Raw genomic sequence first — 17,549 nt, 5'->3', positions numbered from 1 at the left:
GACTTCAGCGACTGGGACTGCATCCGGGTCGGCAACGACTACTACGGCATCACCAGCACGTTCGGGTACTCGCCCGGCGTGGCCGTGCTGCACTCGAAGGACCTGGTCAACTGGCGCACTCTCGGCGGCGCGGTGGGTGATCTCACCCAGATCGGGCCGGCGCTGAACTGGGACCAGATGAACCGCTTCGGCCGCGGTGTGTGGGCCGGGGCCATCCGCTATCACGCGGGCCGGTACTGGGTGTACTTCAACACCCCCGACGAAGGCTTCTTCATGACATCGGCCCCCTCGCCGTCCGGGCCGTGGGATCCACTGACGGCGGTGTGGCGGACCTCCGGCTGGGACGACCCGTGCCCGTTCTGGGACGACGACGGCCAGGGCTACCTCGTCACCAGCCACTACTCGGACAGCTACAAGATCAACCTGTTCCAGCTGTCCGCGGACGGCAAGTCCCTGGTCGGCTCGCCCACGGTCATCCACCAGTCACCGGGCAGCGAGGCCAACAAGCTGTACAAGATCAACGGCCTCTACTACCACCTGTACAGCGAGGTGAAGTCCGAGGGCCGGGTGCTGATGATGAACCGCAGCTCCAGCCTCTACGGCCCCTACGAGACCAAACAGCTGGAACACGTCAACGCCAACGTGGACCGCGAACCCAACCAGGGCGGCCTGGTACAGGCCCCGGACGGCACCTGGTACTTCGTCACCCACCACGGCCACGGCGCCTGGGAGGGACGGCCGCTGTCCCTGCTCCCGGTGACCTGGGTGGACGGCTGGCCGATCCTGGGCCAGGTCGGCACGGACGGCATCGGCAACATGGTCTGGACCGGCCCCGTGCCCGCCGGCGGCACACCCGGCCTGCCGCTGGACGCGCTGCCCCCCGTGGTGACTGGTGACCTGTTCACCGACAGCAGCATCAAGCCGCAGTGGGAGTGGTACTACCAGCCCCGCGCCGACCACTGGTCACTGACCGAACGCCCCGGCTACCTCCGGCTCAAGGCGTTCGCCCCGCTCGCGGCCGACAACCTGACCAAGGTCGGCAACACCCTCACCCAACGGGTGCTGCGCAATGCGGGCGGCGCGACGGTGACCGTCCGCCTCGAACTGGACGGCCTCGCCGACGGCCAGCACGCCGGACTGTGCCACTACGCCGCCACCTACGCCGGACTGGGCGTGCGGCGCTCCGGGACCACCACCACGATCGCCCAGAACGTCGGCGGCACCCTGACCTACGGCCCGGTGGTCTCGCAGAACGCCGTGTGGCTGCGCACCACCTGGGACGTGAACGGCGTCAGCCAGTTCTCCTACAGCCTCGACGGCAACACATACACCGCCTTCGGCGGCACCTACCAGCTCACCTGGGGCGGATACCGCGGCGACCGGATCGGCCTGTACACCTACAACCCCAACAACACCGGCTACGTCGACTTCGACTCCATGCAGTACACCATCGCCCCCACCAGGGCCTACAAATGCGTCAGCGTGCGCAGCGGCAAGGTCGCCGATGTCTCCGGTGGGTCGACCGCGGACGGCGCCGGCGTCATCCAGTGGCCCGACACCGGCGCATCGAACCAGCACTGGACCTTCCAGTCCACAGCGGACGGCTACCACACCATCACCTGCGTCCGCAGCGGCAAGGTCCTCGACGTATCAGGCTCCTCGACCGCGGACGGCGCGCGGGTCGTGCAGGCGACCGCCGACGGCCGGACCAGCCAGCAGTGGCAGCTGCGTCCCGTGACCGGTGGCGTGTTCGTCGTGGTCAACCGCAACAGCGGCAAGGTGCTCGACGTCAGCGGAGGCAGCACGGCCGACGGCGCCGCGCTGATCCAGTACGCCGACAGGGGCAGCACCAACCAGCGATGGACCTTCCAACGCGTCACTGGCTAGCTGTATTGATCACGAGCGTTGTTGACACTGGCGTGTCTTGAACATGGCGAAGACCTCCGATGTGGTGGAGCTGCCCAGGAGCACACCGCACGGAGGTCTTCGTGTCCTACCACAATGCCCGGCTGACCGTTCATGGCAGGCGGTTGCTCGTCGAACGCGTCCGCTCGGCCGTCCTGTCGCTCATGTGGCCGCCGAGAGGGGCACCTCGCGGGCCACGGCCGACAAGTGGATCCGCCGCTGGCGCCGTGAGGACGAGGCCGGGCTGCTGGACCGTTCCAGCAGGCCGCACCGCACCCCGGTGCCAGTGGAGGACCGGGTGTGCCGGCTGCGGCAGGACCGCAGGCTCAGCCCGGCCCGCATCGGCCCGGTCCTGGGCCAGACGAAGGGTCATGACCACGGTCATCGACCACAGGATCATCGCCTCGGCAATGGCGGTGCACCGCTCGTAGTCGCGGGCCAGGCGGCGGCTGCGCGTCAGGAGGGCGAAAAGGCGTCCGACGATCCACCGTCTGGGCAGCACCACAAAGCCGCGCATGTCGTCGCTGCACCTGACGATGGCAAGGACCAAGGCGAACGCGGCCAGGCAGTGCTCGACGAGGCTGCCGGTGCAGCCGCCGTCGGCCCGGACGAGGGCGAGGCGGTGGTGCTCGGCGGCCACCCGCGCCAGCAGGACCTGAGCGGCGGTGCGGTCGCCGACATCCGCAGCGGTGACCGTCACCCCCAGCAGCAGGCCGAGGGTGTCGACCACGACGTGCCGCTTGCGCCCGTCGACCTGCTTGCCCCCGTCGTAGCCGCGGCTGTCGGCGCCGACGACGGCGTCCGCCTCGACCGACTGCAGGTCAACCCCCGTTATCTTCTTCGCGGTCCTGCAAGAGGGCCGCTGGCCTCCGGGCCCGGCATGGCTGGTCCCCCAAGTTTCTTACCTTGATCATTAACCTCGCTGCTGTTTCAGGCGGACGTGTTCGGTGAGGGTTTCGATTCGTTTCACGGTCTTCCCAGGCTCGTGACGTGGGGCTGGCCCGCGGTTCTTCGAGCCAGGTGGGCGTCCGGGTCCGGGCTTGGAGGGTCTGGGCACGTCGGCGGGACGGGCGGTCTTCACGCGGAGGTGGCGGAACCCCCGCCGAACCCGGGCAGGGGTGAGGCGACGAGGCTCGGCCGGCCGCTCCCAGGGCCGACGAAGGTCCTCGGCGAGGGGCCGGGCAAGGCGGAGCTGAGTGTGGGCGTGACCGGCATCCCGGAGCATGACGCGGTCCGAGCGGAGCCGGCCGACCAGCTCGACGAGCAGGTCGGCCAGGACACAGGCAAGACGGGTGACGTCGTAGCCGGTGTCCATGACAACGAGGATGTCCGCGTCGCCGGGCCGCCACTGCCCGGCGTGCACCAGCCGGGTGACCACCTCGCGCAGCTGGGCGGCGGTCACCGCGGTGGCATCGTCGCACGGGCCGAGCCGGATCGCGTCCAACACAGCCGTCCAGGACGTGCGTCCCGTCTCCAGCGCGGAGACGAAGGAGTAGGGCCAGCCGGGGATGAACTGATCCGCGCTGCGGCCCCGCCCGTAGACGTGGCAGAACAGCAACTCCGGGCTGGTGGGGGCGTCGGGACGCAGCCAGTTGCTCACGTCCACCGCGAGCACGATCCGCCCGTCGGCGGCACGCGGCAGCGGCGTGGAGGCCGGCAGCCTGCACAGGCGGCGCGGCTCCAGCCAGCCGTGATTGATCGCGTCGTACATCGCTCCGTGCCCGCGCCGATGCTCGGCCGTGAGCGTCAACTCGGCCAGCGAGGTGACCGGGCGTCCGAGCACAGCACCGCGTCGGCGAGCTCGAAAAGCGCATCCGCCCGGGTGTACAGACAGTCGTAGAACTGGACACGAAAGTGGGACAGGACACCCAACGCGGCGTCAGCGGACTGTTCAGCGGCGAGACTCTTCACCAGCGGCCGTTCCTTCACACGACGTCACTCGACACCTCGAAGCGTGAAGAACGGCCGTCCCGCCTGTCCCGGGAACGAACCAAGATCAGCGGGTCAGGTGAACGGTCGAGGTTAAACACCAAGCTTACGTACGGTGTGGTCGAGAGGGTGTTCAAGTCTTGCGTCGCAAGATGATCTTGAACACCCTCTGCCCGACTGATGGAGAACTGGCTACGGAGACGTGGTGATGCTCAGGCCGCTGAAGTTGGCCGTACCCGAGATCTTGTTGTCGTGGGAGGTGTGGAAGACGCCCGCGTCCTCGGTCGCGTTGGCCCCGGACAGGTTCACCGCCGAGCCGACCTGGGTGAAGGTGGTCCCGTTGGTGGAGTAGTACCCGCTGACCTGGTTGCCCGTGCGGGTGAGCCGCAACCAGACCGGTGCCGTGATGCCCGCGGTCCTCACGTTGGTGTCGAGGTATCCGTCACCGTTGGAGTCGTACGCGAGAACGACTCCATTGCCCGGCGTGACGGCCATGACCGCGTACCCCGCTGAACTGCCTGCGGCCGTCATGTTGTTACGCACCATGATGCCCGCTTTTGCCCAGGCGTTGGCGTCGTCCATCTGGTCCACCTTGACAGTCACGGTGGTGCCGCTGCTGAACGCTTGGCTCTGGTAGACGGCCCCGTACTGGTCGTCGTGCTGCGGCGCGACACCCCAGACGTCGGCCCCGGCGCCGGTGATCGAGAGCTGGCTCTGGTGCTGGTCGAGGAGGGCCGGGATGTTCGCGTATCCGGCGAGCGGGGACGTGGTGATGCTCAGGCTGCCGAAGGTGGCCGTGCCCGGGACGTTGACGTCGTGGGAGCTATGGAAGACGCCCGCGTCCTCGATCGCGTTGGCCCCGGACAGGTTCACCGCCGAGCCGACCTGGGTGAAGGTGGTCCCGTTGGTGGAGTAGTACCCGCTGACCTGGTTGCCCGTGCGGGTGAGCCGCAACCAGACCGGTGCCGTGATGCCCGCGGTCCTCACGTTGGTGTCGAGGTATCCGTCACCGTTGGAGTCGTACCCGAGAACGACTCCATTGCCCGGCGTGACGGCCATGACCGCGTACCCCGCCGAGCTGCCGACGGCCGTCATGTTGTTACGCACCATGATGCCCGCTTTTGCCCAGGCGTTGGTGTTGTCCAGCTGGCTCACCTTGGTGGTCACGGTGGTGCCGTTGGTGAACGCTCGGTTCTGGTAGATGGCCCCGTACTGGTCGTCGTGCTGTCCGCCGGCACCCCAGACGTCGGTCCCGGCTTCGGTGATCGCGAACTGGCCGTTCGCCTGGCTGAAGGTGGCCGGCGAGTTCACCGCGAAGCTGGAGTAGGGAGCGGTCACCGGGTACTTGAGGTACTGGTACGCGGGTTCCAGACCGGCCGCGTTCATGACCGTTTGGGCGCCCGACGGCCAGGCACCGCCCGTGACGATCACCGTGCCGCTGACCACGCTGCCGCGGTTGCCGTCAGTGACGTCGCCGTCCTTCGTGGCCCAGTTGTTGGTCAGGGTGAAATTGCCGGTGTTGTTGGTGCTGGTGGCGTTCTGGTGGGCGTACGGTCCGACGTTGAAGACATTGTTGGTGGCGGAGATGTACCGCGATCCCTCGTCGAAGTACATGCCGTTGAAGTTGGGGCCGTTGGTGCAGTAGTTCTGGTCGAACACACTGGAGGGGTTCGCCGACAGCGTGTAGAAGCAGCCGCCGTCGTTCATCGACTGCAGGAAGTCGTGCACGTAGTTGGCCGTGACCGAGTTCCCCGTGGCTGTCGTCGGGGTGTTGTAGATCGGCTGGTAGTTGTACAGACCCCGGTTGACGTAGTCCTGGCTGCCGCCCGGGTCGTTGACTCCCCACCCCTCGCCGATGCTGATGCCGGTATAGGGCAGGTTGTACACCTCGTTGTAGCTGATCACGGCGTTGGTGGTGTATGTGGCGAGAATCGCGTCGTTGTCACGGTAGTCGAGCGCGACGTCGTGGATGAGGTTGTCCTTGATGGTGATGTTCTTGTTCGTCATCCGGACGTCACTGGGGTGGTGCGCGTCTGCCTGGTAGCCGCCGACGATGACGCCGCCGGCCGCGATCTGGTTGAAGAGCGAGCCGATGACGGTGATGTCGCCGGCTCCCAGGCCGACACCTGAGGTGTTCGCATTGGCGTCCTCGCCGATGCCGAGGCCTTCCTGGCCGAGGCCGATGAACTTGTCGGCGCTGAACGTCACGTGGTTCGCTGCGGACACCTGTACCGCCGCGGGCATCTGCAGCTGGTTCGGCCGGGTCGCCTCGAACAGGCTGCATCCGGCTTTGCAGGAGGTGAAGGCATCCGAGGGCCTGTTCCAGTTGCCCTGGATGTACCCGCCGGTCTGCTGGTCGGCCCAGCCCTCGTTGGTGCTCGGGTGCAGCCAGCTCGTGTGGGAGAACTGCACACCGACGAACGACAGGTCGTGGGCCGGCGCACTGTAGGTGCCGCCGACGCTGATGAGCGACTCCAGACGCGGCAGCTCCACGTCAGCAGTGCTGAGGTCCTGGCCCGCCAGCGGCTTGTAGTAGAGGTAGCCGGTGGCGGTGTTCAGATACCACTCCCCTGCGGCATCGAGGAATTCGTAGGCGTTCTCCAGGTACGCCGGTCCCTTGCGGAACGGGGACTGGACGGTGTCCCAGCCCCAGGTGTTGTTGTCCCAGGCGGGCTGCTGCATGGTGAACGTGTTGTTGCTGATGCTCTGCACGGGCATGTAGCGGTCGGTCCAGCTGTTGAGCGTCTCGAGCTCCACCCGGCTCTGGTTGGCCAGCGTGTTCAGGTAGCTCAGTGCGGAATTGGTGAAGGTGAACCCGGTCGGATTGAAGGTCAGGTCCGAGCGGGTGACCTGGGTGCGCGCCCGGGTGGCGAGCAGGCCGTCGACGTAGAGCTGGCGGGTGTCGAAGCCGGTACCGACATTGGCGCGCCAGATGTCCTTGGACGCGTCGAACTGCGACCAGCCGGTTACCTTCTGTGCCCCCGAGATGATCGGGTTCGCACCGGGGGCGGCCTTCCACACCACCGTGTGGCCGTTGTTGCCCGAGTCGGCGGCGGTGAAGGAGAGCGGGGCGGAGAGGCGGTAGGTACCGTCCGCCAACTGCACGACGATGTCGCCGGTCATGCCGGCGTTGATCGCACGCACCGAGGTCTTCGCCTGGGTGATCGAACACGGCTGGGTGGAGGAACAGGCGGTGCCGGTACCCGAGGGCGACGCGTAGAGCGTCGTCATGGCCGCCGCCTGCGCCGCTCCGGCGGACACGACCGCGGAGAGCAGGGCGCCGACGAGCGCCGTCGCCGCGGCCGCGGCGCGAATCCGCGGCCGGGGGCGGGGGCGGGAGCGGCGTGATGGGATCGTTCTTCGGAGTGAAAGCACGAGGGCTCCTTCGGTGATGCGCACCGTGCCTGGTCCCATCGCGGTCGCGACCCGGCGGGAATTCGGCCATGTTTCACCGGCGTTTCGCCGGGGCGGAGGGATTTCATCATACGAATGATGTAATCCGCAAGGTGTGGGTTGTCCCATTTGATGATCACAAGGAGCGGCACGCCCCGGTACCCCGGCCCGTCGTCAACGACTGGCACCTGCGCCCTCGGAGGGTCGCTCGGAGCCGTTCCCCGACGGCAGACCGGCCGGCTCAGCGACACCGTGGTGACCTGTCTCGTCGACCGGATCGTGGGCGGGGCCTTTCCCCCGACCTCCGCGCTGCCCATCGAGGCGGTGCTGTGCGAAGAGTTCGCCGTCAGTCGGACCGTCGTGCGCGAGTCGGTGAAGGTACTCGAAGAAAAGGGGCTGGTCAGGGCGGCGCCCGGAAGCGGTACACGGGTGCCCGCTCCACCTGCTCGGGCGTGAGGACGGTGCCGGCGCCGACGGTCAGCCCACTATGGGCGGCCATCTCCTTGACCACCTGTTCGGCTCCCGGGGTGCGGAAGGTGACCTCCGCGCACCGGGCACCGCCCGTGGCGAGCGCGTCGGCCGGCGGGCCGGCGCTCGCGGTGGACGGCACGGTCAGCACGGGCAGGAGGCGGGATCCGGCCAGTACGGTGACCCGGGATGTGCCGCTCATCGGCCGAGCCATCCGCCGTCCACGGGCAGGACGACGCCGTGGACGTAGGCGGCGGCGTCCGAGGCGAGGAACACGGTGGCGCCCGCGAGGTCGTCGGCGCTGCCCCAGCGGGCGGCCGGGATGCGGTCCAGGATCGCCTTGCTGCGCACCGGGTCGTCCTGGAGGGCCTGGGTGTTGTCGGTGGCGATGTAGCCGGGGGCGATGGCGTTGACGTTCACACCGTGCGGCGCCCACTCGTTGGCCAGCGCTTTGGTCAGGCCCGCGATGCCGTGCTTGGCGGCGGTGTAGCCGGGCACGGTGATACCGCCCTGGAAGCTGAGCAGCGACGCCGTGAAGATGACCTTCCCCTGGCCGCGTGCGACCATCGCCGCGCCGACCGCACGGGACAGGACGAACTGGGCGTTGAGGTTGACCTGGAGCACCAACTCCCAGTCGGCGTCGGTGTGTTCGGCGGCCGGGGCACGGCGGATCGTCCCCGCGTTGTTGACCAGGATGTCCACCGGGCGTTCGCGCCCGGCGAGGTCCGCGCCCAGGGCCCGTACCGCCTCGGGGTCGGCGAAGTCGGTGCGGATCGCCTCGAACGTGCGGCCCGCGGCGAGGACGTCCTTCTCCACCGCGCTGCCGGACTCCTCCAACTGGGCGCTGACGCCGATGACGTCCGCGCCGGCCCCGGCGAGCGCGCGGGCCATGGCCCGTCCGATGCCGCGCCGGGCTCCGGTGACGACGGCGAGCCGTCCGGTGAGGTCGAAGGCGGTCATACGGCGGCTCCCTGGGCGTCGTCGCTGTCGTCGGTGCAGTTCACGAGGATCTTCATCACGTCACCGCCGCCCTCCAGGGCCTCGAAGGCGGCAGGTGCCTGCGTGAGCGGCACGACCTTGCTGATCAGCCGCTCGGCCGGGATGGTGCCGTCCGCGACCAGGGCGACCGCCTTCTCGAAGTCGGAGCGGTCGTACAACCGGGCCCCGACCAGGGTCAGTTCACGCCAGAAGAAGCGGTGCAGATTGACCTCGCGGGGGCGGGGGTGGATCGCGACGAGGCAGAGCCGGCCGCGTACGCCGAGCACGTCGACCGCGGTGTCCACGCCGCCTTGCGCGCCGGAGACCTCGAAGGCGACGTCCGCACCCGCGTCCTCGGTCCACGCGCCGACCAGCGCCGGCACGTCGTCGGCGGCCGGGTCCCACACGGTCAGCCCCAACTCCTCGGCGAGCAGCCGCCGGTGCGCGCTCAACTCCACCACTCGCACATCGGCGCCCGCGGAGCGCGCGACCAGCGCGATCAGGACGCCGACCGGGCCGCCGCCGACCACCACGACCTTCTCACCCTCGCGAACCTTGGCCCGGCCCACATCGTGCACGGCCACCGCGGTCGGTTCGACGAGCGCGGCATGGTCCAGGGCGAGGGTGCCGGGCAGCCGGATGAGTGTCGAAGCGGGCACGGTCCAGAGCTGCTGCATCGCGCCCGGCGAGTCGATGCCGATGAAGTCCAGGTGCTGGCAGACGTGTTGGTGACCGGTGCGGCAGGCCGGGCAGGTGTCGTCCCAGCGCAGCGGCATCACGGTGACCGCGTCACCGGCTGCCCAGCCCTCCACGCCCGGGCCGACGCGCACGACTCTGCCGGACATCTCGTGGCCCAGGACGGCGGGCGCGGCCACCCGGGAGTCCATGTCGCCGTGGAAGATGTGCAGGTCGGTGCCGCAGATGCCGACATAGGCGGGGGCCAGCTCCACCTCGCCGGGACCGGGCGGCGCACTGAGTGCGGGAGCCGTGTCGAGGGTGCGGGCGGACGTGTAACGGACGGCGAGTGTCATTGTGTCGTCAGGGTCCCTTCAGCGCGGACGCCGATGGTCAGCAGAGGCGGATGCACGTCCCGCGCGGGTTCGTCGGCGTGCGCGATGGGTGCGCACGCCGGGGTGGGCGTGAGGGTCAGATGGTGTGCGTGGCGCTGTCCGCCGCGACGTCGGCTTCCTCTGACACGGAGGGGAGACGGTAGAAGGCGGTCGCGGTGCCGGCGAGGACCGCGTGGATCTCGGTGGCGGAACAGCCGTCGAGCAGTTCGTCCACGGTGGCGGCCCACCGGTTCCAGCCGCCCGCGAGGTTCGCGACCGGCCAGTCGGAACCGAACATCAGGCGGTCGGGGCCGAAGGCGGAGGCCAGTACGTCCCAGGCGGGGCGGATGTCGGCGGTGGTCCAACGGGTGTGGTCGGCCTCCGTGATCAGCCCCGACACCTTGCAGACCACCTGCGGGTGCGCGGCCAGCAGACGCACCTGCCGCCCCCAGTCGGCCAGGTCACCGTCGGCGATCGGCGGCTTGCCCGCGTGGTTCAGCACCTGGGGCAGGTCGGGCAAGCACTCGGCCAGCCGGGTCGCCTGGTCGAGCTGGTGGCTGCGGACCAGCACGTCGTAGCCGAGCCCGCGGTCCCGGGCCGCCGCCAATCCCCTTATCACCTCGGGGCGTTGCAGCCACCCCGGATCCGTCTCGCCCTGGACGAGGTGGCGCAGGGAGCGAAGATACGCACCGCCCGGTCCGGCAAGCAACCCGTCGAGCAGATCGCCGATGGCTGGTGAGGTCAGGTCTGCCCAGCCGACCACGGCCCCGATCAGGGTCTCCTGCTCCGCGAGGGCGAGGAGGTCCTCGGTCTCGGGCACGTCCGGGATGCACTGCACGACCACCGTGCGGTGCAGACGGCGGCCCGCGATGGGCTGGGTGGCGGTGGCAAGCAGGTCCTCGGGCGTGAAGGTGCGGCGGATCGCCGTCACGTCGGGGTCGTCGAGCCAGGGTTGCGGACGGTTGGAGAGGTCCCACAGGTGGTGGTGGGCGTCGATGAGGACGGGGGCGGGGATCATGGCAGTTTCCAAGTCGGCTCGGTCTGGTACGGGCCGGGTCAGGCGGTGGTGTCTTCGCCTGACGGGTTCAGGTGCCAGATCTCGGTGAGTTCCGTCCACTGGCGGGAGTCGCCCCGGTCGGGCCAGGGTTCCTGGCAGGGGTCGGTGAGTTTCCACCACTGCTGGGTCTCGGGGTCGGCTTCGAGGGTGGCCATGTCGGCCTCGAAGTCGTCGCCGTGGTATTCGAGGTAGCCGAACAGCACGTCACCGTGGAGGAAGATGCCGAAGTTGCGGATGTTCGCCCGGTGCATGGCCGCCTCCACCCCGGGCCAGACGGCGGAGTGCAGTTCGAGGTATCTCTCCCGGTGCTCGGGCCGGAGCCTGATGGTCTGGGCGATGCGCTTCACGCCGTGCTCTCTCCTGTGCCGGGGGCGGGCTCGTTGGCGTCGGTGTCGAACGGGGTGCGGTAGCTGGGGGTGTTGGCGCGCAGGTCCAGCCGCAGGACGAGCTTGATCCGGGTGGACGCGGGCAGCCGGACGGTCAGGAAGGGGCTGTCGCAGGACAGTTCTTCCTCGGTGACGACGGGCTCGGTGTGGCCGTAGTCGTACATGTCGCCGATCCAGCCGTCGTCCGCGCAGGTGGTGTAGCGGACGGTGGTGATGGTGTGCTCGGCGAAGGCGCCGGCCTGGACGATCACCGTGCGGCCGGTCTCGGGGGCGAGGTTGACGAGTTCGACGGTGGTGGCCTCGGGGTCGATGGAGGTGACCAGTGCGGCCACGTCCTGGGGGAGGCCGGCGCGGCGGGCGTCGGCGTCGTGGTAGCGCAGCCGGGCTTGCTGGAGGCCGCCGTTGTAGAGCACCTGGGGGCCGCCCCAGGTGAGCTGGACGAGGGCCTCGGTGGCGACGGGGTTTGACTGCTGCCAGACGTGGATGTCGGCCTCGGGGACGTCCAGGTCGCGGTAGCGGTCGATGCGCCGCAGGCGGTGGCGGATCTGTGCCTGGGCGGTGGCGAGGATGCGCTCGGGGTAGCCGGGGTCGTCGCCGGCGAGGAAGGCGAACCACGCCTTCTCGTGCCCGGACTCCTCCTTGGCGCGGAACGGCCTCAGGGTGCGCCAGTCGATCGCCTCGGCCTCGCGCAGGTCCTCCAGCCGCTCGCGGTCGGCGTCCGAGGCCGAGTGGTGCCACAGGGCCACCGGTACGGGCGGGGTGGTCGGGTTGTAGTCGAACCAGCCGGTGTCGTTGTGCCGGAACGGCACGTGGAGCGTGGGGATGTCGGCGTCCGGGCCGAGTTCGACCGCCCACTTGGCGGGCAGGCTGGAGTCGGATTCGGTGTGGCGCATCACCTTGCCGCGGGCGATGAGCGAGTCGAGCGTGGTGCGGACCATGGACAGGAAGTCGTCCTCCCCGGTGACCGTGGCCGCCGCGAGCGCCGCCACACAGGCCGCGGTTCCGATGCTGTGCCAGCCGTGGGGCCAGGACCAGCCGTAGTGGCCGCCGTACCAGCGGCCTTCAAGGAGGCCGCCGACGACTCCGCCCGGGCTGACGTTGTCGGGGATGACGCCGTCGTTCGCCTCGGTGCGCTCCCGCCACGCGCCGACGTACTCGACGATCCAGTCGCGGTAGCGCTCGTCGCCGGTCAGGATCCAGGCGTTGAGGACCAGACCGGTGGCACCGAGGTTGAGCGCGGTGTCGCCGACGCCCATCCGGTCGCGCATCTGCGCGCCGAGCCGCGGGTCCGCGGAGAGCGGGTACGGGCCGCCGTCGGCCTCGGGGATCCAGTCGAGCGGGTACCCGTAGGTGTCGGCCTCCTTCTGGAGCCAGGGGTAGACGTCGCCGTCGAACAGGCCCGTGCGGTCGGGATCGCTGCCGTTGTGCGCGCGAGTGATGATGCGGTGGGCGGGGTCGTAGTTGCCCTTGGCCGGGTCGACGTACAGCTCGGCGAAGCGCAGGGCGCGTTCGGACCAGCGGTCGGGGGCGGCCATGCACAGGAAGTAGAGCAGCAGCAGGCTCTCGCCCTGATGGAACCAGTCGTAGCCGCGCTCGTACTCGTCGCGCAGCATGCCCAGTTCGGTGAGCTGCCGGGTCACGCCCTCCCAGTGCTTCTCACTGGCGGGCAGCAGATCGTCCGCGCCACCGAGCAGGTACAGCTGGGGCCAGTTGAAGAACACCTCGTAGAAGTCGTCCACACCGTCGCGGGTGGTCAGCGGGCCGGAGTAGTTCAGTTGTCCGTCCGGGCCGGTGAAGTCGCGGGCGAAGCGCCGCCAGGCGTGGTCGAGGAGGTCGAACAGGGACCGCTGGGCCACGGCCCAGCCGGGTGGTTCGAGCAGCGGCACCCGCGCCTCGATCTCGGGTGGGGGGACCCGACGGTCGCAGGGGGTGTCCTGTGCCGGGGTACGGTCGGCGGAGCTGTAGGGCATGGGGATCTCCGTTTGGGGTGGGCGGCGGGACGGCGCTCGAGGGCGACGGCCTGAACGGGCCGCTATTCCTTGGTGGCGCCGGCGAGCATCCCGCTGACCAGGAAGCGCTGCGCGAAGAGGAAGACGACCAGCACCGGTGTGATGGCCACCAGCGTGGCCAGCGCCAGCTGCGGGCGCTGGATCGCGAGGGCGCCGACCGCCGGGTTGAAGGACGGCACGTTGCTGAGCAGGCTTCCGACGCCCACCTGGATCGGCATCTGGTCGCTCTCGGGGAGCATCACGTACGGAAGGAAGTAGTTCGTCCAGTTGGCGACGAAACTGAAGAAGCCCACCAGCGCGATGACGGGGGTGGCCAGCGGCAGCGCGATGTGCCGGAAGACGCCCAACTCCGAGCAGCCGTCCATTCTCGCCGCCGCCAGCAGGTCCTTCGGCACGGCGGTGGTGAAGTAGATGTAGGTGAGGTACACGCCGAACGGGTAGAACGAGTAGGGCAGGATGATCGACCACATCGTGCCGATCAGGTGAGCCGCGTTGATCTCCAGGAACAGCGGCACCACCAGGGTGGCGGTCGGCATGAGCATCACGACGAGAGTCGAGACGAGCAGGGTGTGCCGTCCGCGGAACTCGGTCATGGCCAGGCCGTATCCCGCCGGCACCGCCACGCAGAGGGTGATGACCAGGGAGATCACCGCGTACAGCGTGGAGTTGCCGAGCCACTGCATGATGGCGTTGTCCTGGAACGCGGTGAGGCCGTCCCAGTTGGCCTTCAACGCGTGCCAGGAGCCGAAGGACAGCGGGTTGCCGTGGACGAGTTGCTGGTCGGTCTTGGTCGCCGCGAGGACGAGCCACAGCACCGGCAGCACGAAGAACACCGCGAACACGGCCAGTACGGTGCCGGTCAGCAGCCGGGATGTCACGCGCCGCTGGGGACGGGGGCGCCGCTCCGGAGCCCGGTGGTGCCTGTGGCTCATGACGGATGATGCCCCTTTCGTACGTGGAGTGGCGGCGACGGGGATGGCAAAGGACTTAGTCGGCATCGAAGAACCCCGAGCGTGCGACGAAGACGGCGGCGGCCGACACGCTGACGACCAGGAGTTCCACCGAGACCGCGGCGGCGCCGTTGATGTTGTTCATCTGGAAGGCGAAGTCGTAGGTCAGCTGGTTGAGCGAGTAGTCGCGTCCGGCCACGCCCACACTGGCGAGGGACAGCAGTTGCGGCTCGACGAAGAGCTGCGCGCCGCCCGCGAAGGCCAGGATCGCCATGTACACGATCCACTTGCGGAGCATGGGGATCTGGATGTGCCAGGCGGTCTGCCAGGCGCCGGCGCCGTCGATGCGGGCGGCTTCCATGACGTCCGTGGGGATGTTGTTGAGCGCGCCGTACATGACGACGATCCAGCCGCCGGCGCCGGTCCAGAACGCGATGACCGTGAACAGCAGCGCCAGGTTGCCGGGGGCGATGACCTCACCGAAGGTGTGGAAGCCCAGGGAGCCCAGCAGCGAACTGACGGGGCTGACCGTCGGGTCGAGCATGAACAGCCACACCAGGACGCTGGCCGCGCCGGCGAGGGCTCCGGGGATGTAGAAGAGGAACCGCAGGGACTTGCTGACGGTGCCTGACGAGAGGCGGTGCAGGAGCAGGGCCAGGCCCACCACGAACACCACGAGGGAGGCCAGCCAGAACACCAGGTACAGCGCGACATGACTGACGGCGTCCATGAAGCGGAAGTCCTGCGCCGTGGTGACGAAGTTGTCGAGGCCGGTGAAGGTGCCCCCTGCGTCGGTGAAGGCGAAGTAGACGGCGTACCCGGTCGGCAGGATGCCGAACGCGATCAGCAGGAGCACGTACGCCGCGACGAAGGCGATGCCGGCCCGGCCCGGCCGGTCGGCGCCGCGGGGGCGCCGGCGGGCAGAGCCGGACGAGGAGTGGCTGAGCGTCACTGGGAGACCTTGTATCCGTTGGACTTGGCGTACTTGACGATGGAGTCCTGCCAGGCCGGCAGCATCGACTCGATGGACTTGCCCTGCGTCAGGCCGGGCTTGACGGTGGCCGCCCAGATCGCCTCCTGGCTGAACTGGCCCGAGCCCCACCCCGGCCAGACCTGGCTCGACGCGTCCTGCAGCGCGCTCAGGTCCCCGGTAAGGTAGCCGACGCCGCCCTGCGCCTTGAGCCACTTCTGGGCTGCGGGCCCGTAGGCCGGATAGCCGGGCGCTTTCTCTGCCTGGTAGGCGTCGTCGGTGGTGACCCACTTCAGGAAGTCGGTGGCCGCCTTGATGTGGGTGGAGTGCTTTGACAGCAGCCAGGTGCCGCCGCCGACGTTGCCGGTGGTGGGAGCGGGCTGCCCCTTCCACTGGGGGATGGGCGCCACGCCGATCTGCTTGGCCGGCACCTTGAGGGTGTCCTTGAACACCGCGCCGCCGTACCAGGCCGGGCCGGGCATGAGCAGCACCTTGTCGGCCTGGTTCTTGCCGAAGTCGGTGCTGAAGACGCCGCTGATGGACATGGACTTGTTCTTGATCAGCACGTCGAGGAGCTTGGCCATCTTGGTGCAGGCCTCGCTGGTGGTGTTCACCGAGACGGACTTGGGACCGGTGATGTCGTTGGCGCCGCACTTGCTCGCCCACAGGTAGATCTCGGGAGTGAACGAGTCGCCCGCGTCACCCACGAGGAAGCCCGGGTGCTCCTTCGCCACCTTCTCGCCGAGCGCCTGGTACTCCTCCCAGGTCGTCGGCACGGTGTAGCCGAACTTCTTCATCAGCGGAGCGTTGTACCAGAGCACCGCCTGGGAGAGGTCGTTGCGCAGGCAGTAGAGGGTGTCGTTCACCTTGCAGACGTCGTTGGCGCCCTTGGCGAACTGCGCCAGGATGATCGCGGGCATCAGGCCCTTGTCGAGGGGGGCCGCGAACCCCGCGTCGACCGCCCACGTCACCTCGTTGTTCTGCGAGCTGAAGACGACGTCCGGCCAGCCCTTGCCGGTGCGGTTGAACAACTGGACCTTGGTCTGGAGGTAGTTCGAGCCGTTGGCGTCGCCGTCGTAGCTGACGATGTCCAGCTTCGCGTCCGGGTGGAGCTTCTGATACAGCTTCGCGGCGTCCATGCGGGTCGCGTCCACCCAGACGGTCAGCGCGCCGTCCTTTTGCGGCGCCTGGGCGAAGCCGTCCTTGGTCGTCGTACCGGTGCCGCTGCCGCCGCCACAGGCCGTCACGGTCAGCAGTACCGTGGCCACGCAACCGGCCAGCAACGCCGCGCGCTTCTTGCTGATCACTCTCTTCGAGCTGGACGCAGGCTTGTCGACCGTCATGAGTGACTCCACTGGGTTCGCAGGTGCCCCGAGCAGTTCGGGGGCTTGGACAGGTCGACGCCGGGCCGTCCCGGGCGGGCGTCGGACCCTGAGGGGTGCATTTCGTGTAACATAAGTCGTCATACGAATGCCGTCAAGGTGTTGGCGAGTAGAGTCGCCCACCGTTCGCTGCAACGCAAGGGGGCCCATGGTCAGGAACGCCAGCGGCGCGGCCGAGGAATCGCCGGTCATCGAGCCCTGGCCCAAGCGCCCGGCCCGCCTGGCCCATGCCGTCGTGGAGTCCCTCACCGGCACCATCGTCTCGGGTGCCCTCCCGCCGGGCTCGACCCTGCCGGTCGAACCCGAACTGTGCGAGACGTTCGGCGTCAGCCGCATCACCGTCCGTGAGGCCGTCAAGTCTCTGGAGGCCAAGGGTCTGGTCCGCGCCCGGCAGGGCTCCGGCACCACGGTCACCCAGCCCGAGGAGTGGAACCTGCTGGACCCCGTCGTGCTGGCCGCCACCGTCCAGCACGACGGCACACTCGTCGTCCTCGACCAGCTCGTCGCCATCCGGTCGGCGCTCGAGGCTCAGATGGCCGCCCAGGCCGTCGAACTGGCCACCGACGAGGACCTGCAGGCCATCGAGCGGATGCTCGGCCGGCTCGACGAGAAGACCACGACCCCGGCCCGGTTCGTCGAGATCGACGTCGCCTTCCACGACCGCATCATGCAGGCCTCCCGCAACCGGCTCGGCCGTTCCGTCATCCGCACCGTCCACGCCCAGGCCCGCACCACGCTGCTGTACACCGGCGCCCCCGACACCGCCGGGTGCCGACAGGCCAACGCGGAGCACCGGAAAGTGGTCGAGCGTCTCCTGGCCCGCGATCCCGAGGGCGCCGCGCAGGCCATGACCGATCACATCGAAGCAGCGTGGCGTCGCCGTCGCCCGCCCAGCGCGGCCCCGCCCGCTCCGTGAGCACAACCGCACCGACGCCCCCGAGCCGACAAGGCCGGGGGCGTTCGCACATGCCGCAGGCCCATCGGCCGAGTCGTCGCGACGAATCTATTGACGAAATTCATATGACGTCTAATGTTGCATCGATGTTTCCCGTTTGTGTCCGCGTCGCCCGGCC

Annotated in this window: 13 protein-coding genes and 3 pseudogenes; 4 read left to right on the top strand and 12 right to left on the bottom strand. The window is 68.9% G+C overall.

The window, feature by feature from the left end:
- Both ACIBTS_RS43400 and ACIBTS_RS43395 read left to right on the top strand, forming a co-directional pair.
- A partial coding sequence (locus ACIBTS_RS43400) for a family 43 glycosylhydrolase (protein WP_399326662.1) occupies positions 1 to 1,887 on the top strand: 1,887 nt, incomplete at its 5' end.
- Between the two features lie 59 nt (positions 1,888 to 1,946).
- A pseudogene (locus ACIBTS_RS43395) lies at positions 1,947 to 2,263 on the top strand (leucine zipper domain-containing protein); the annotation flags it as partial.
- Positions 2,264 to 2,296: 33 nt separating this feature from the next.
- Here the strand turns inward: ACIBTS_RS43395 and ACIBTS_RS43390 are convergent.
- From ACIBTS_RS43390 to ACIBTS_RS43380, 3 genes and pseudogenes are all read right to left on the bottom strand, one after another.
- Positions 2,297 to 2,725: pseudogene (locus ACIBTS_RS43390) on the bottom strand (transposase); the annotation flags it as partial.
- 93 nt (positions 2,726 to 2,818) lie between these two features.
- Positions 2,819 to 3,816 (bottom strand): annotated as a pseudogene (locus ACIBTS_RS43385) (transposase).
- A 210-nt stretch (positions 3,817 to 4,026) separates the two neighbouring features.
- A complete protein-coding gene (locus ACIBTS_RS43380; protein WP_399326660.1) occupies positions 4,027 to 7,209 on the bottom strand; it encodes a right-handed parallel beta-helix repeat-containing protein in 3,183 nt (1,060 codons plus the stop codon).
- Between the two features lie 150 nt (positions 7,210 to 7,359).
- Here ACIBTS_RS43380 and ACIBTS_RS43375 point away from each other — a divergent pair, with 150 nt between their 5' ends.
- Positions 7,360 to 7,683 carry a FadR/GntR family transcriptional regulator gene (locus tag ACIBTS_RS43375; RefSeq protein WP_399326659.1) on the top strand — a complete coding sequence of 108 codons (324 nt, stop codon included), beginning with the start codon at positions 7,360 to 7,362 and terminating at the stop codon, positions 7,681 to 7,683.
- Here ACIBTS_RS43375 and ACIBTS_RS43370 read toward each other — a convergent pair.
- From ACIBTS_RS43370 to ACIBTS_RS43330, 9 genes are all read right to left on the bottom strand, one after another.
- Positions 7,628 to 7,897 carry a hypothetical protein gene (locus tag ACIBTS_RS43370; RefSeq protein WP_351804360.1) on the bottom strand — a complete coding sequence of 90 codons (270 nt, stop codon included), beginning with the start codon at positions 7,895 to 7,897 and terminating at the stop codon, positions 7,628 to 7,630. The two genes, ACIBTS_RS43375 and ACIBTS_RS43370, sit on opposite strands and share 56 nt — an antisense overlap.
- On the bottom strand, positions 7,894 to 8,655 hold the full coding sequence (locus ACIBTS_RS43365) for an SDR family NAD(P)-dependent oxidoreductase (protein ID WP_399326656.1): 762 nt from the start codon (positions 8,653 to 8,655) through the stop codon (positions 7,894 to 7,896). The genes ACIBTS_RS43370 and ACIBTS_RS43365 overlap by 4 nt, the downstream gene beginning before the upstream one ends.
- Entirely contained in the window at positions 8,652 to 9,704 is a 1,053-nt protein-coding gene (locus ACIBTS_RS43360; protein ID WP_399326654.1) for a zinc-binding dehydrogenase, read from the bottom strand. Before ACIBTS_RS43360 ends, ACIBTS_RS43365 begins: the two co-directional genes overlap by 4 nt.
- A gap of 115 nt (positions 9,705 to 9,819) precedes the next feature.
- On the bottom strand, positions 9,820 to 10,740 hold the full coding sequence (locus ACIBTS_RS43355; RefSeq protein WP_399326653.1) for an amidohydrolase family protein: 921 nt from the start codon (positions 10,738 to 10,740) through the stop codon (positions 9,820 to 9,822).
- Between the two features lie 38 nt (positions 10,741 to 10,778).
- Positions 10,779 to 11,126, bottom strand: a complete 348-nt coding sequence (locus ACIBTS_RS43350) for an L-rhamnose mutarotase (protein WP_399326651.1) — start codon at positions 11,124 to 11,126, stop codon at positions 10,779 to 10,781.
- On the bottom strand, positions 11,123 to 13,135 hold the full coding sequence (locus ACIBTS_RS43345) for a hypothetical protein (RefSeq protein WP_399326649.1): 2,013 nt from the start codon (positions 13,133 to 13,135) through the stop codon (positions 11,123 to 11,125). The genes ACIBTS_RS43350 and ACIBTS_RS43345 overlap by 4 nt, the downstream gene beginning before the upstream one ends.
- Before the next feature lie 62 nt (positions 13,136 to 13,197).
- Complete coding sequence (locus ACIBTS_RS43340) at positions 13,198 to 14,106, bottom strand: carbohydrate ABC transporter permease (RefSeq protein ID WP_399326647.1); 909 nt, start codon at positions 14,104 to 14,106, stop codon at positions 13,198 to 13,200.
- Positions 14,107 to 14,161: 55 nt separating this feature from the next.
- Positions 14,162 to 15,076: a carbohydrate ABC transporter permease gene (locus ACIBTS_RS43335; protein WP_399326645.1), complete on the bottom strand. Its 915-nt coding sequence runs from the start codon at positions 15,074 to 15,076 to the stop codon at positions 14,162 to 14,164.
- The gene (locus ACIBTS_RS43330) at positions 15,073 to 16,437 is read right to left on the bottom strand and encodes an ABC transporter substrate-binding protein (protein WP_399326643.1); all 1,365 of its coding nucleotides are present in this window, start codon (positions 16,435 to 16,437) and stop codon (positions 15,073 to 15,075) included. Before ACIBTS_RS43330 ends, ACIBTS_RS43335 begins: the two co-directional genes overlap by 4 nt.
- A gap of 187 nt (positions 16,438 to 16,624) precedes the next feature.
- Between ACIBTS_RS43330 and ACIBTS_RS43325 the strand changes: the two genes are divergently transcribed.
- On the top strand, positions 16,625 to 17,392 hold the full coding sequence (locus ACIBTS_RS43325; RefSeq protein ID WP_399326641.1) for a FadR/GntR family transcriptional regulator: 768 nt from the start codon (positions 16,625 to 16,627) through the stop codon (positions 17,390 to 17,392).
- The last annotated feature ends 157 nt before the right edge of the window (positions 17,393 to 17,549 follow it).

Source organism: Streptomyces sp. NPDC050121 (assembly GCF_044460385.1).
Lineage (GTDB): Bacteria > Actinomycetota > Actinomycetes > Streptomycetales > Streptomycetaceae > Streptomyces > Streptomyces soliscabiei.
Note: the sequence above shows the minus strand (reverse complement) of the source record. Positions and strands in the feature narration are given on the sequence as shown.